The sequence below is a fragment of the Natrinema pellirubrum DSM 15624 genome, assembly GCF_000230735.2.
Classification (GTDB): domain Archaea; phylum Halobacteriota; class Halobacteria; order Halobacteriales; family Natrialbaceae; genus Natrinema; species Natrinema pellirubrum.
The window spans coordinates 780475-794543 of the sequence record NC_019962.1 but is presented as its reverse complement, the minus strand read 5'-3'; the positions used below and the strand labels follow the sequence as shown (position 1 = coordinate 794543).

Genomic DNA, 14069 nt, shown 5'->3' with positions numbered 1-14069 from the left:
TCGGTATCTCGGATGCTACTCGCGACGCTGCTGATCGACTACCCCATTCTTCGCGACGCGTTATCGCATGCTCCCGGCGTGACCGTCACGTGGGAGCAGTCGGACCTCACCGCGGACAACGACCACCGAATGCTCGTCTGGATCGACGGCGACGACGACGAACGGGCGGCCTTCAAGGCTGGTCTCGAGGCGGACCCGACCGTCACAGCGCCCCTGCAGACGGCCGCGTTCGACGACCGGTGGCTCTACCAACTCGAGTTGACGCCCGAGGGGGAAGAATCGAGCGTCTACCCAACCGTGATCGAGGAAGGCGGCGTCTTACAGGAGGCGTCCGTGACCCACGAAGGCTGGTTCTTTCGCGTCGCCTTCCCCAGTGACGAGGCGCTCGAGCGGTTCCACGGGTTCTTCCTCGAGCGCGGTTTTGAGGTCGACGTCCGGAAACTCCGCGACACCCGCGAATCCGCCGGCGGTGGGGACGCGGGGTCCCAGTTCGGCCTGACGAGTCGGCAGCGCGAGGCACTCGTCGCCGCCGTCGAGGCGGGCTATCTGGATATTCCGCGGTCCTGTACGCTGGCAGAACTCGGCGAGCGACTCGGCATCTCACAGAACGCGGCGTCGGAGCGGTTCCGTCGCGGCGTCGAGACGCTCGTCGAGAACACGGTGTACGACGACCGGTCGCCGTTGTCGGGGTCGGGCTGGCGAGATCCGGGACGGAAACCGTCTCGCCCACGCTCACTCCTCGGGCGTGACGCCGGGGACGGGGATCGGATCCGGGGCGTCGGGCACGAGCCACGCGGGCACGACGCGGGTGAGGACGACCATCCCGGCCAGTTCGACGAGCGTCTGGGTGACGACGACCGCCGGTGCCAGTTCGTACCTCGCCGGAAGGGCAAGCGCCAGCGGCAGAACGACCAGCGAGTTCCGGGTAACGGCGGTGAAGACGAGCGCACGGCTCGCGCCGGTGTCCAGCCGGAGCAGCCCGGCCGCGAGCCGGCCGAGCAGCGGCATGACGATCAGGAAGGCGACGTAAACGGGCACGACGGCCGCGATTTGGTCGATCGAGTCCCGTACCCGCGGGAGCTGCGAGGCGATCACGACCAACAGGGTCGCGCCCATCATCGGGACCGGCAGCCAGCCCATCGCCGACTGCCAGCGGCGGGCGGTCGGCGAGCGGATCGCCCCGATCTCGGTGAGCCACGCCAGCGCCAGCGGCGCGGCGATCAACAGGAGAAACGCCTCGAGGAAGGGGCCGGGCTCGACGACGGCCGCGATCCGCTCGCCCATGAACAGCCAGAGGTACGCGGGCAGAAACAGCAGTTGTAGGAGCATCAGCGCCGGCGTCGCGGCGGTGAGTTGTTCGGCGTCACCTCCGGCGAGGTCGGTGAACGCGATCACGTAATCGATACACGGCGTCAACAACACCATGAACGCGCCGACCAGAACGACGGGCTCGTTCGGGAGGAACCGGGTGAGCCCGTAGACGACGATCGGAACGACGAGGAAATTCAGTCCGAGCGCGCCGATCATGAACCGGCCGTTGGTGATCGCCGCGCGAAACCGGACGAACGGGATCTCGAGGAAGGTCACGTAGAGCAACACCGCCAGCACTGGCGTGATGAGTCGCTGGAAGACCGACGCCGACGCCGGCCGGCCCAGCCCGATCCCGACGGCGGCCATGACCGCGACCGCGTAGACGGCGGTCTGGTGGCGCTGCAGCCACTCCTGTGACATCGTGTGGTCTTGGGACCCGGCACGGAATAGGGTAGCGAAGAGGGACCGGCGCGGAGCCGCGTCGGGAGTGAGGCCGACCCAGAGCGACGACCGGCCCTCAGACGTCGCGACGGCGGAACCAGGCCTGGCTCGCGATCAGCAACGCGACGGTCATCGCCACCAAGATTCCCGCGCCGAGGAGGTCGTAGGTGCCCTCGAGCAGGACGGCGTTGGGATCGTAGTACCGCATCGGTGCGATCGCGCCGACGGCCTCGGCGTCGGTCCCCGACAGCAACGATTCGGAGAGAAAGAGCGCGAAGGTCACGCCCAGCGCGACCCGCTGGGCGATCGCCGCCCGGTCGACGATCACGGACGCGAGCAGGCCGATCCCGGCGCAGGCGAACAGATACGGGATCGAAAGCAGGTGGACCGCGAGGACGTCGGCGGCGGCGATCGGATGATCGATCAGTTCGGCACCGACGTAGACGACAAGCGGCGGGAAGAGGTTGGCACCGACGATCGGGACGGCCATCGCCCCGAATCGCTCGGCGACCAGCCGCCGTCGGGAGATCGGCATCGACAACAACACGTCCATCCGCCCGCGGTCGACGTCGTCGGCGATCGTCCCCGCAGTGCTGTAGGCCAGATACAGCCCCAACATAATGATCCAGCCGAAGGTGTAGAGTTCGAACGAGAGAAAGCCCGCCAGACTCGTCATCGTCTGGACCCCCATCACCTGCAGGATCGGTTCCGGATAGGCCGCCAGCAACTCATTGAGGTCGATTTCGGCCTCGAAGGAGGGGTAGACCCAGACGACCATCGCGGCGAGCACGGAGAGCCCGATCGAGAGATACACGCTGCCCCGGACCCGCCGGCGGCCGTCGTAGGCAGTCAGTTCAAACATCGTCTTCACCCCCACTCGCCGCACCGGGCCCGACGGTCAGATCCGCCCCGTTCCGTTCGCTCCCGTCGGTATCGTCGTAGAACCGCATGAAAACCTCCTCGAGCGGCGCTTCCTCGATCGACAGATCGTGCAACCGGTACTCTCGAAGGGCCCCGAGCAAGGCGTTGACGTCGCCGGTGAACGTGAACGCGTAGTCGGTCCCGTCGCTCGGCCCCGTCTCGGACTCGATGCCGTGGACCCCGTCGATCTCGAGGGCGTCGACCGGAATCGACTCCGCGGCGTGTATCCGGACGAACTTGCCGCTCCTATCCAGCAGCGATTCCACCGGCTCGACCGTGACGAGTCGGCCACCACGGATGATACCCACGCGGTCACACAGCTTTCGCACCTCGCTCAGGATGTGCGAGGAGAAAAACACCGTCAGCCCGCGCTCCCGCTCGGCCCGGAGGAACTCCTCGAACCGTCGTTGGAGGAGTGGATCCAATCCGCTTGTCGGCTCGTCCAAGATCACCAGATCGGGATCGTGCATGAACGTCGTTACCAGCCCCAGCTTCTGGACGTTTCCGCGCGAATACTCCCTGATTTCGCGGTCGAGCGGCGGATCGAACAGTTCGAGCAACTCCGCGCTTCGCTCGTCGCCCTTGAGCGATGCGTGGAGGTCGAGGACCGCCCGACCGGTCGCCGTCTCGTCGAACCCCGGATCGTCGGGGAGGTAGCCGAGTCGGCGTTTGGCCGCGAGCAGTTGCGCCTCGTCGGTCACGTCGTTGCCGAGCAACCGAGCCGTCCCCGCGGTCGGTGAGAGCAGTCCGAGCAGCGTCCGGATGGTCGTCGTTTTCCCCGCGCCGTTGGGGCCGAGATACCCGAAAATCTCCCCTTCCTCGACCGAAAACGTCACGTCGTCGTTGGCGAGTACCTCGCCGTAATCTTTCGTGAGCCCCTCGAGTTCGATTGCTGCCATACCGGCACCCTCGGCGGCCATCCCTATGTAATATGACGGTTAGTCTAGTCGCCACTCGAGCCGGACCGCGTCGGTCACGCCGGGCGGTACCGGTCGCATCGACCGCGACCGCATCAGGGGACGATCTGGGTAAGCAGCGTCGCCTCGATCCGTCGCAGGTGGCCGCCGACCGTCCCCCCGGTACAGCCAAGCGCCTCGCCGATATCCTCGTGTGTCACCGCCCGTGGAACGTCGTAGTACCCCATCTCGACGGCGGTCCGGAGGATCTCCTGTTGGCGCCCGGTCAACTGTGAGAACAGCCGATCGGTGTTCGGTTCGTACCGGCCGGTCTTGAGGAGTTTGAGCCTGATCCCGTCGGGAACGTCCGGAACGGCCTTCTGGAAACTCTTTACGTCACCGATCATCGTGACCCGGAGGCCCCCACGGCGAGTGAACTCGAGGGGCGTATCGTAGATGAACTCGAACTCCCTGAGCATGCTCAACAGCCCGACGAGCCGGTCGTCCGCCTCGAGGTGGATGTAGGCGTGGTGTTCGCCGTCGGCGCTCGAAAGCTGGTGCTGATTAGCCATCGGTGATGACGACAGGATCGACTCGAGAGCGTTTCTATCGCCCGAGAACTGATAGAGCGCGACGATCGTATCATCGACGAGGAGGTTGACGTTGTGGAGTAGTTCACGCGTCACGTCCGGGTGTTCGGCGATCCGTCGATCGAGCGGATGCAATCCCTCCTCATCGGGAATGATAACACATTTCGCGTATCTCATCGTTCGACAGCCACGACATCGTACAGGTATTTTTCAGTATCGATTGCTAGTATAGAAGTTCGATGGGACGGTCTCGAGTCGAGCCCCGGCGTGACCGTCACAGCCACCGCGCCGGCGGTATGACCACTGACGACGGCTTCGCGACGACCGACACCGCTTCGGGGGTTACGAGAGTCGGGATCGAACTCGGAGCAGGTGTCGTTGCGTTCGTCGATTCCAGTCCGTTTCGGTCGCATGCTCCGATACGAGCGGTACGCTCGAGTAGACGTTTCCCCGCGTTTCCACGGTCTTTTATGCCGGTTCGGGACGACGATGGTTCGATACGTCCCAGCCGGCAGACAGCCATCGTTGTTGTAATATTTTCCCCGAACTGGTTATAAATGCCCTCGCATACAAGGAGGAAAAATGATTGAACATCGTGTTGGGTGTGGACTTGTGACGTTCGAAATGAGGCCGCGATATCGGAGCGGAAACGGTGTGGGAGCAGCGAATAGAACGAAAGCCGCCGAACCGATCGTTCGGAGGTGCGTGTAGTATGTACCGCCGAAAGCGACTCGCGACCGGGACCGTCGCGTCGTTCCTGATCGTCGCCCTGGTCGGTCTCGTCGTCCTCTCGTCGGGGACGGCCTACGCGACGGCGATGGCTACCGCCAGCGGCAGCGGCTTTACGGTCACGGCCGACGAGATCAGATCGGACGACTTCCTCCTCTATCCCAGCATCGGGGAGGACACCGAGGGGACGACGCCGGTCGCCGTCGTCGAACAACGCGGCGTCGAGATCGACGGCATGGTACTGAGCGGCGAGAAGTCGATACCCATGATCGACGGCTCGATGGAGATTTCCTTCGCCGCTGACGGGACGGTCAAAGCGGACGAGCAGTACATCAAGCTCACCGACCTGAAGGCAGAAGAGGCGACATTCAACGGACAGGTCGTCAACGCACAGGCGACCGACAACCCGGAACAGCAGTTCCAGCAGACGGCCGGTGGCAACGCCGATCCCGAGGACGGCTACCTCACGGACATCTCCGGGGAACAGCCCGGAATGGTGCAGGAAGACGTCGAGATGGAAGCGGTGTATCTCGCCTCGAACGAGATCTCACTCCCCGGTCTCGACGTTGACGTGGAGTACCACCCCGACGGGTGATCACCCATGTCGCCCGAAAACGAGCAGGACGAGACCGATACGCTTCCCGCACGGGCCAGGAGCCGGTGGAGCAGGGTCAGCCAGTGGAGCGGGACCAGATGGGGCCGGTTCAACACCTGGCGGGCCGGACGGCCGTTCCTCGGTGGGCTCTTGCTGTGTCTGGCCGGGGTCCTGATCACCTGGGTGCCGATGCAGATCCTGCCGGATCTCGCCTTCATCGGCGGACAGATGGCGGGCTTTCTCGCGATCGGTGCCCTCTTCGGCGTGTTCGTCTTTCTGACGGGGATCTACGTGCTGGTCAAGCCGGCACACGCCGACGTCGCCGGCGTCGTCGGGACCGTCCTGGCGATCTTCTCGCTGTTCGGATCCCTCGGCGGGTTGCTGGTTGGCATGCTGCTTGGGATTCTCGGCGGGAACCTCTGTCTCGCCTGGAAGCCACGCGACGATGTCGTCGACGACGCCGTCTCGGAGCCGAGCGTCGTCGACAAGGCGGCGGCCCGGATCGACGCGGGGTTCGGTCGCCTCGTCGGACGGCTACTCCTGAGTTGCCGTGCGGGCATCGACCGAATCAAACGGTGGGGTACCGACGAGTGACGACAAGACGAATCCGACCGAGGGACCGCCACGACGCATGACACGGGCCGGTGCGATCGTCGTCGTCGTGGTCGCGGTCGCCCTCGGTGGTGTCATGGTCGGCCCGTCCCACGTGGCCGGTCAGGCCGACGAGCAAGCCATCACCGTCGACCTCGGTACGGTCGAGGGCGCGACCGTCTGCGTCCAGCAACTTTCGTCGGACACCAACCGGATCGTCGTTCGAGGCGACGACGGAAACGTCACGATTCACTTCGACGAAACCAGACGCGTCGAACTCGAGGAGACGCGATCCGCCGAGGGAGAAATCGTGTTACGAACGGGCCGACAAAACGAGGCGCTCAACGATCTCGCGGCGGGCGAAGAGTGTTTCACGGCACAGCAAACCGACGTCGTCGTTGACGCCCGCTCGGTCGAGTTGCGAAACCGCTCCGTTACCGGGTACACCGTCGAGGTCGGCCCGGAACGCGACGTCCCCGCACCCGCCCCGTTCGACCCACCGCACGACATCGGTGGGCAAAACGACGGTGGTGATCGAGAGGACGAAACCGAGAGCCGAAACAACGAGACCGACCGTTCGGCCAACGAGAGCGTTGGAGGAAATGAGAGCGTCGGAGAAGGAAACGAGAGCGTTGGAGGAGTAACCGAGAATGATGGAGGAAACGAAAGCGATAGCAGAGACAATGAAAACGACGGCCACGACGACGGTGAGATCCGAGACAACGAAACCGAAACTCGAGGGAACGAGACCGATGGGCTGGACAACGAAAGTGACGGCCTGACCAACGAAAGCGACGGGACCACGAGCGATTCGGCTGGCGATTTGCCGTCGAACGAGTCCGGTAGCGAGAGTCCGAACGGCGATGAACAGACGGCAACCCCGACCGCCCCTGAGGCCGACGAGAACGACACGGAGACGCCAGCGCGGACTGGAAATCGATCGACGGACGACGGAGTCAGTGACGAGCGGGAAAGCGAACCATGAGCGATCACGAGACGAACGACGTTGAGGAGTACGCGCCGTCGTTGGCAGCGATCGACTCGCGAATCGTCCTCGGAGCCGCCGCCGTCGGGGTGTTCGTTTCCTTTACCTCGCTTCTGGTACCGGTCTTAACGCGGATCGGTGGCGGCATCGTCGCGGGATTTATCGCCGCGTACGCCGCCGGGCGGGTCGTGACCGGCCTCGCGTACGCGGTTGTCGCGAGCGCGCTCGTCGGCGGCCTCGCAGGCTTCTTCATGGCGTTTCTCGGCGCGCTCTCCGGGCTGTACACCGAACCGCCGCTGTTCGTCCTCTCCTCGGTCGGACCGGTCAGTCCGGGGCTCTCCGGGCTCGGGCTTCCGAGCGTCGTCCTACTCGCCGCCGCCTTCTCGCTGCTGACTGCCATCGACGGCCTCGTCGGCGGGCTGGTCGGCAGCGGGCTGCGGGCGCTCTCTCCGTGGTGAGACACGACGCTCGGGACGTCCGGACTCGCAAACGCAGCCACAGTCCGTCCGGGTGACGATCCTCGCCACCGAAACGGTTCACTCGGACTCGCAACGCCTTGCGCGAAACAGTCCGTCGTGACCGGCAGTGGCTACGATCGGGGGACCCTGCCCACGGTAACGAAAAATGGGACCGCTTCCGTCCGGCGATACTCCTCCGCTTCCATCTGCTCGATGACGGTCCGTCCCATCTCCCGCCACGAGCCGCGGAGGTCGTCGTACTCCGCCTCGGTCAACGGCCCCGAGAGCATCGTCTCCCGATCGTCTGCCAGCCCCGCACCGGTCGCTTTCCGGCGAGCGTTCCGCAGCGCGCCTTCGCTGTACGGTGGTTCGACCGTCCGGACGTGATCGTACCGACGCGTCTCGAGGACTGCGAGCCCTGCATCGTCGAATTCCTCGCGGGCGTCGGCCCCGAGCGCGACGTCCGTCGGCACGCCGTCGATGTAGGCTCCGCGTGCCCGCCGCTCGAGGTCGTCCTCGGCGTCGACGCTCGAGTCGATCTCGACCGCGGCGTTGTCGGGTTCGACGGCCGCGACGAGATCCGTCGAGACGCGGGCGAACTCGGCGATTGCGGCCGCGGGATCGGGCAGGTTGATCAGCAGCGCCTGACAGACAACGAGGTCGAACGTGTCGTCCGGAAACGGCAGCCGGAAGGCGTCGCCGGCGACGACCGGGACGTGAGCGTCGGCCGCCGAAAGCAGGTCCGGGTCGGCATCGCAGCCGATCACCTCGCCCGGCGATTCCGCCGCGAGGACCCGGCTCAGTTCGCCGGTCCCACAGCCCACGTCGAGGATTCGGTCGCGGGTGTCGAGGGCCAGCGGCTCGAGGGCCTCGCGAGAGTCGGCCCACATCCCCTCGCGGGTCCGGCTGAGGTACGATTCGGAGAACTCGCGCACGGGCCACGATACCGGCGGTACGAGTAAAAACGGGTCGGTTTCTCGAGCGGCGAGAGGGGTTAGTCCTCGCGCAGTTCCTGTACTTTCTCGATGTTCCACGCGAAGCCACGGCCGTCCTCGGTCGGCGTTTCGAGGGCAAAGGGAAGGTCCCGCAGGTCGGGGTGGTTGACGATCGCTTTCATTCCGTCCTCGCCGATGTAGCCCTCGCCGATGTGGGCGTGTTCGTCCTTGTGGGTGCCCACGTCGTGTTTCGAGTCGTTGAGGTGGATGTACTCGAGGTACTCGAGGCCGACCTCGTCGTCGAAGCGGCCGACGGTCTCGTCGACCGCCTCGGGGGTCGTGAGGTCGTTGCCCGCGACGAGCGTGTGGGCGGTGTCGATACAGATCCCGATGTCGGTGTCGGTGCGATCGATGATCCCCGCCAGATGGTCGAACTCGCCGCCGAGTTTCGTCCCGCTGCCCGCGTCGGATTCGATGAGAATCTGGACGCCCTCGGGGACCTCGAGGTCGTCGATCAGGCTCGCGGCGTTGTCGAGGCCACCCTCGACGCCCGCGCCGGTGTGTGCCCCGAGGTGGACGTTGACGTAGGGAATTCCCAGTCGCTCGGCGGCATCGAGTTCCGCCTGCATGCTCTCTTTGGACTTCCGGCGGAGATCGTCCTTGGGCGTACAGAGATTGACGAGATACGAGGAGTGGATCACCCACGGCCCCTCGAGTTCCTCGTCGGTCTCTTCCCGGAACCCGTCAGCGGCCTCGTCGCCGATTTCGGGTTGTTGCCAGACTTGCGGCGAGGTGGTGAAGATCTGGCCACAGTTGCCGCCGAAAGCGAGTTGACGGTGGACGGCGTTGCGGAGATCGTCGTACGGCGGTGTTTCGTCGTCGGAAGAGACGCGCGAGCCGGAGATCGAGACGTGTGCGCCGACCTTCATCGTCATGCCTGCCGGTCAGTACCGGGCCGTGATAGGTATAACGGACCGCCCCGATTCGATCGACTGACGGTGTCGATCCGACCGGCCGCCGGACCCGCCGTGGCGCGTGCTGTGCGACGGTTTACCGGTAGCGAACCGTCGCGCGGTGTTTTCCTGTGACCTACTGTCGGCCATCGCGGTACGGCACGCGCTACCGAACCGCCCGCTCGAGCCGTGCTTGGCGTCCTTCCGTCACTGCTCGCCCGCCTCGAGGACCTTCCGATCGCGGACCCATTCGTCGGCCCCAAACTTCCGGGCGGCGAGGTCGCGGGCCGCCTCGAGTTCGCTCTCGCGCCAAGTCGATTCCTCGGCGTCGCACCACTCGCCAAGCGCGCCCGCGATCGCGTCGACAGCCGTCTCGCGATCGACCCCGACTTCGTCGCGGACGCTCGTTACCCGGTCGGTGAACGTCGACTCCGCGAGGTCGGTGTCGAAGACGCCGACGTGGGCGTGGGGCTCGAGCGCGTAGCTGATCGAGCCGTGCTGGATGACCACGTCGCGCTGGCGGTACTGGGCGTTGCCGCTGATTTTCCTCGCGTCCGCCCCCGCGCCTGCCGGCGCGACGATGTCGTGGGCAGGGTTGATATCGCGCAGATAGCAGGAAGGGTGATAGATCGCGTCCTGCTCGGCCGCGGCGAAGTCGGCGTCGACGCCCAGTCGGTCGAACGCCTCGAGGATCGGCTCGCAGAACAGTTCGTAACAGTCCATCAGATCCCCCGGGACCTCGTCGGCGGGCGCGACGATCGTGTAGGAAATGTCGGCGTAGCGGTCGTGATAGATCCCGCCGCCGCCGGTCTGACGACGGGTGACGTCGATCCCCTCCCGCTCGCAAAAGTCCCAGTCGACAGTGTCAGCGTCCTGTCGGTATCCCAGCGAGAGCGTACTCGGTGCCCACGAGTAGGTCCGTACCGTTCGCAGGCCGTCTTCGAGGGCCGTCCGCGCGGCGATTTCCTCGAGGGCCATCTGCGTTGCCCCGTCGCGGGGCTCGTCCCGGATTAGCCGCCAGTCCCGATCGGTGCGGTCGGTCATACGTGGGGCAATGGGGACGAGATGGAAATCGATTCCGACGCACCTCGATTTTCGTATATCGGTATTCGATTTATCCCGGCCGAGCGTCGGGTCGAACCACGGTGGCACCGTGGCTCCGAGCCACCTCATGCGCCGATCCCGTCCCAGTCGGCATCACCAGCCCGAGTCGCGTCGCCGACGCCGGAGCCGCGTCACGCCGTTTTTACGTACACGCCGGCTATCGGCGCTTATGGTGCGCAACGTCGCCGGGTTGCTCCCGGAACTCGAGGACGAGGACTTCTATCTCCTCTCGGGCGTCGAGCAGGGGATGCGCTTCTCCGAGTGGGTCCAGCGGGAGAAGCTCCCGAAGTTCGCCGACCTACCCGACGAGGAGGTCGAGTACCGCCTCGAGCGGTGTCTCAAGCGCGGGCTGGTCGAGCGAAAGACGATCCAGTACGAGGGCTATACACTGCAGTTCGAGGGCTACGATACCCTCGCCTTGCGGGCGCTGGTCGAACAGGATACGATCTCGGAATTCGGCTCGCCGCTTGGCGTCGGCAAGGAAAGCGACGTCTACGAGGTCCGCTCCTACAAGCCGCTGGCCCTGAAGTATCACCGCGAGGGCTATACGAACTTCCGGGAAGTACACAAGGAACGCGACTATACCTCGGACAACGACCACGTCTCGTGGATGTACACCGCCCGGAAGGCCGCCGAGCGCGAGTACGACATTCTCGAGGAACTCTACCCCGACGTGGCGGTCCCCCAGCCGATCGGGCAGAACCGCCATGCTATCGTCATGGAGAAGATGGACGGCGTCGAACTCTCCCGAACCCGCCTCGAGGACGAGCAGGTGCTGGGCGTCCTCGAATTGCTTGTCAGCGAGATGGCCGAAGCCTACGAGACGGGCTATGTCCACGCGGACATGAGCGAGTACAACGTCTTCGTCGACGAGGGCGGCGTGACGATCTTCGACTGGCCCCAGGCGGTCCCGACCGACCACGAGAACGCCAGCGAGTTCCTCCGCCGAGACCTGACCAATATCGTGGGCTACTTCCGCCGGAAGTACCCCCAGCACGTCCCCGACGACCTCGAGGCCGACGATCTCGCTCGCGAGATCGAGGCCGGCGCGTTCGACTCGCTCGAGGTCGACGTATAGCCGCACCGATACCGGAGGACTACCGGTCGGGAACGCGGTTCACGGCGGTTTGATCGGCCCGTCGAACGATTCGGTTTCCTTGTCGTCGTCTCGAGCGCACCCCAATAGAGTTGCCTCGGATGGTATGTATCGGTACCAGCCGGTCGCGGAAGAACACCCGGATAGCGAGCGGCTTCTCGCGGACGAGGATCGGCGGGCCCGACGTTCGAACCGTCCGCGGGAGCGGTCGGACGGGTCGTCGCGACGGCCGTCGTCCCCTGATCCGGTGCGACCAGCGATTCGTCTCGAGCGCGCCCCGAATAAACCGAATTTCGATATATGAAATCGAAATTCTCGTCGACAGAGAGACTACGTGATCGGTCGGCGACGCGAGGCCCGCTCTCGAGGGGCGATCGCTGCGTTCCCGGAGTTCGAAGCGCTTATACCCGAGAGCCGGGAAGGGAGGGTAGACTCGCTGGTTCGCGGGCATCAGCGGGCACCTGCACGACGCCGTGTCACAGGTCGGGATGTGATCCGCGGGGCTTGGCCCCGGTCGGGATTGAACCAGCAAACGCCCGCGGGTGAATACAATGGCAGAAAGCTTCTATTCCCACATCAAGGACGCATGGAAGGACCCCGACGACGGCAAGCTCGGGGAGCTACAGTGGCAGCGCAAACAGGAGTGGCGCGACCAGGGCGCTATCGAGCGCATCGAGCGCCCGACGCGACTGGACAAGGCACGCGAACTCGGCTACAAGGCCAAACAGGGCATCGTCGTGGTCCGGGTCTCGGTCCGCAAAGGGACTGCCCGGAAGGAACGGTTCACCGCCGGTCGGCGCTCGAAGCGCCAGGGTGTCAACCGCATCGGGCGGCGCAAGAACATCCAGCGCATCGGCGAGGAACGCGTCTCCCGGAAGTACCCCAACCTGCGCGTTCTCAACAGCTACTGGGTCGGTGAAGACGGCTCGCAGAAGTGGTTCGAAGCGATCCTCGTGGACCCGAACCACCCCGCGATCGAGAACGACGACGACCTCAGTTGGATCTGTGACGACGACCACACCAACCGCGCGTTCCGCGGACTGACCAACGCCGGCAAGGCCAACCGTGGCCTCAACAACCGTGGCAAGGGCGCGGAGAAGGTCCGTCCCTCCAACACCGGCGGTCAGGGACGCGCGAAGTAACGCGCAGTCACGACGTAAACCAACACGTTTCTTTCGCGATCGACTTCGACAGCGGCCGCGCTGCCGTGTCCACGTGAGGCCGCCTGCGTGGACGAGGTGGGACGATCTCGAGTCCCACCGAGAGCGACCGAACGGACGCTGGCGGCAACTCCCGTACCGTCGGATTCAGAGGTGGACTTATTCGGTAGGCCGATGTACCAGCGCGCATGGCAGACAACGTCCTCGTGGCGGTCGACGACTCGAACCAATCGACGGAAGCCCTCGAGTTCGCTTGTCGCGAGTATCCCGAGGCGACGATCACCGCGATTCACGTCCTCGATCCGGGCGACTTCTACGCCGTGACCGGTGTGGAGGGGACCGCGATGGCCAACTACGACGAGATACAGGACCATCACGAGGAACGGGCCGAGAACATCCTCGAGACGGCGCGAGAACAGGCCGACGACCACGGGCTCGAGATCGAGACGGACCACGTCGTCGGTGGCGTCTCGCGGTCGATCGTGGATTACGCGGCCGAACACGACATGGATCACATCGTGATCGGGAGCCACGGTCGGACCGGCGCGAGCCGCATTTTACTCGGGAGCGTTGCCGAGACGGTCGCTCGGCGGTCGCCGGTCCCAGTGACGATCGTTCGCTGATCGCGGTCGCCGCTCGCTCGAGACGAGTCGATCGAACAGTGGCCACTACCGAACGATAGCGTCGGCTCAGTGGGTCGATAGCGACAGCGGAGAAGACGTGATCGGTCGGCTTACGCCGAAATAGTCTGACTTTCCTGTTCGCTCTCGGTCGAGCGCATATCCAGATCGGCCATCAGCGCGTCGATGGCCTCCTCGGGGTCGGTCTCGGAGTCGAAGACCCGATCGAACCCCATCTCGCGGAAGAACTTGCGGGTCTCCTCGAAGTCGTCCTGTCCGACGGCGAGGTTGCCGCCGATGTAGGTCGTGACATCGAGGTCGGACTCGGCGATTCGCTGGTGGAAGCCCTCACAGTCCTGTTTGGCGTGGCCGTAGAGCGACGAGACGAGTACAGCCTCGGCATCGTTGGCGGACGCGGCTTCGACGAACTCCTCCTGGGAACTCTGAACCCCCAGATTGACGACGTCGAATCCGGCTGCCTCCAGCGCCTGTTCCAGGATGGTGATCCCGACGACGTGAGCGTCGGAACCGATCACGCCGAGGATGACTGTCTCGGTCATGTGCGTACCACCACAAACTGGAGGGACCACCATAAACCTAATGATTAATAATGTGCCAATCGTTCACACGGTTCCCCTCGGGCGGTTTCTCGAGGCGTTTTAGCGAACGCGGCGTCGAAAACAA

At 64.9% G+C, this 14069-nt stretch carries 15 protein-coding genes and 1 pseudogene; 8 read left to right on the top strand and 8 right to left on the bottom strand.

The window, feature by feature from the left end; translation table 11 throughout:
• Nucleotides 1–12 precede the first annotated feature (12 nt).
• Nucleotides 13–639: pseudogene (locus tag NATPE_RS20965) on the top strand (helix-turn-helix domain-containing protein); the annotation flags it as partial.
• Between the two features lie 93 nt (nucleotides 640–732).
• Here NATPE_RS20965 and NATPE_RS03920 read toward each other — a convergent pair.
• The 4 genes from NATPE_RS03920 to NATPE_RS03905 form a co-directional block, all read right to left on the bottom strand.
• Entirely contained in the window at nucleotides 733–1731 is a 999-nt protein-coding gene (locus NATPE_RS03920; RefSeq protein ID WP_006180087.1) for an arsenic resistance protein, read from the bottom strand.
• Between the two features lie 97 nt (nucleotides 1732–1828).
• Complete coding sequence (locus NATPE_RS03915) at nucleotides 1829–2614, bottom strand: ABC transporter permease subunit (RefSeq protein WP_006180088.1); 786 nt, start codon at nucleotides 2612–2614, stop codon at nucleotides 1829–1831.
• The gene (locus NATPE_RS03910) at nucleotides 2607–3572 is read right to left on the bottom strand and encodes an ABC transporter ATP-binding protein (RefSeq protein ID WP_049804848.1); all 966 of its coding nucleotides are present in this window, start codon (nucleotides 3570–3572) and stop codon (nucleotides 2607–2609) included. Before NATPE_RS03910 ends, NATPE_RS03915 begins: the two co-directional genes overlap by 8 nt.
• A 113-nt stretch (nucleotides 3573–3685) precedes the next feature.
• Complete coding sequence (locus tag NATPE_RS03905; RefSeq protein ID WP_006180090.1) at nucleotides 3686–4336, bottom strand: helix-turn-helix domain-containing protein; 651 nt, start codon at nucleotides 4334–4336, stop codon at nucleotides 3686–3688.
• A 535-nt stretch (nucleotides 4337–4871) separates the two neighbouring features.
• On the opposite strand from NATPE_RS03905, the gene NATPE_RS03900 reads away from it, so the two are divergent.
• Genes NATPE_RS03900 through NATPE_RS03885 form a run of 4 tightly spaced genes read left to right on the top strand, consistent with a single transcriptional unit; the run spans nucleotide 4872 to nucleotide 7517 of the window.
• Nucleotides 4872–5483, top strand: coding sequence for a DUF6230 family protein (locus NATPE_RS03900; RefSeq protein WP_006180091.1), 612 nt, complete (start codon nucleotides 4872–4874; stop codon nucleotides 5481–5483).
• A gap of 6 nt (nucleotides 5484–5489) precedes the next feature.
• The gene (locus tag NATPE_RS03895; protein WP_006180092.1) at nucleotides 5490–6077 is read left to right on the top strand and encodes a DUF6114 domain-containing protein; all 588 of its coding nucleotides are present in this window, start codon (nucleotides 5490–5492) and stop codon (nucleotides 6075–6077) included.
• Nucleotides 6078–6114: 37 nt separating this feature from the next.
• On the top strand, nucleotides 6115–7059 hold the full coding sequence (locus NATPE_RS03890) for a hypothetical protein (protein ID WP_006180093.1): 945 nt from the start codon (nucleotides 6115–6117) through the stop codon (nucleotides 7057–7059).
• Nucleotides 7056–7517 (top strand): hypothetical protein, encoded by a 462-nt coding sequence (locus tag NATPE_RS03885; RefSeq protein ID WP_015298752.1) that lies wholly within the window; start codon nucleotides 7056–7058, stop codon nucleotides 7515–7517. Before NATPE_RS03890 ends, NATPE_RS03885 begins: the two co-directional genes overlap by 4 nt.
• A 131-nt stretch (nucleotides 7518–7648) precedes the next feature.
• Here the strand turns inward: NATPE_RS03885 and NATPE_RS03880 are convergent, their stop codons facing one another.
• The 3 genes from NATPE_RS03880 to NATPE_RS03870 form a co-directional block, all read right to left on the bottom strand.
• The gene (locus NATPE_RS03880; RefSeq protein WP_006180095.1) at nucleotides 7649–8452 is read right to left on the bottom strand and encodes a class I SAM-dependent methyltransferase; all 804 of its coding nucleotides are present in this window, start codon (nucleotides 8450–8452) and stop codon (nucleotides 7649–7651) included.
• 59 nt (nucleotides 8453–8511) lie between these two features.
• Nucleotides 8512–9381: a deoxyribonuclease IV gene (locus NATPE_RS03875; RefSeq protein WP_006180096.1), complete on the bottom strand. Its 870-nt coding sequence runs from the start codon at nucleotides 9379–9381 to the stop codon at nucleotides 8512–8514.
• Between the two features lie 231 nt (nucleotides 9382–9612).
• The gene (locus NATPE_RS03870) at nucleotides 9613–10449 is read right to left on the bottom strand and encodes a lipoate--protein ligase family protein (RefSeq protein WP_006180097.1); all 837 of its coding nucleotides are present in this window, start codon (nucleotides 10447–10449) and stop codon (nucleotides 9613–9615) included.
• 229 nt (nucleotides 10450–10678) lie between these two features.
• On the opposite strand from NATPE_RS03870, the gene NATPE_RS03865 reads away from it, so the two are divergent.
• From NATPE_RS03865 to NATPE_RS03855, 3 genes are all read left to right on the top strand, one after another.
• Nucleotides 10679–11587 carry a serine/threonine-protein kinase RIO2 gene (locus NATPE_RS03865; protein WP_006180098.1) on the top strand — a complete coding sequence of 303 codons (909 nt, stop codon included), beginning with the start codon at nucleotides 10679–10681 and terminating at the stop codon, nucleotides 11585–11587.
• Nucleotides 11588–12156: 569 nt separating this feature from the next.
• Nucleotides 12157–12747, top strand: a complete 591-nt coding sequence (locus NATPE_RS03860; protein WP_006180099.1) for a 50S ribosomal protein L15e — start codon at nucleotides 12157–12159, stop codon at nucleotides 12745–12747.
• Nucleotides 12748–12953: 206 nt separating this feature from the next.
• Entirely contained in the window at nucleotides 12954–13388 is a 435-nt protein-coding gene (locus NATPE_RS03855; RefSeq protein WP_006180100.1) for a universal stress protein, read from the top strand.
• A 110-nt stretch (nucleotides 13389–13498) separates the two neighbouring features.
• Here the strand turns inward: NATPE_RS03855 and glmS are convergent, their stop codons facing one another.
• Nucleotides 13499–13945 (bottom strand): methylaspartate mutase subunit S, encoded by a 447-nt coding sequence (glmS, locus tag NATPE_RS03850; RefSeq protein WP_006180101.1) that lies wholly within the window; start codon nucleotides 13943–13945, stop codon nucleotides 13499–13501.
• Nucleotides 13946–14069 lie beyond the last annotated feature (124 nt).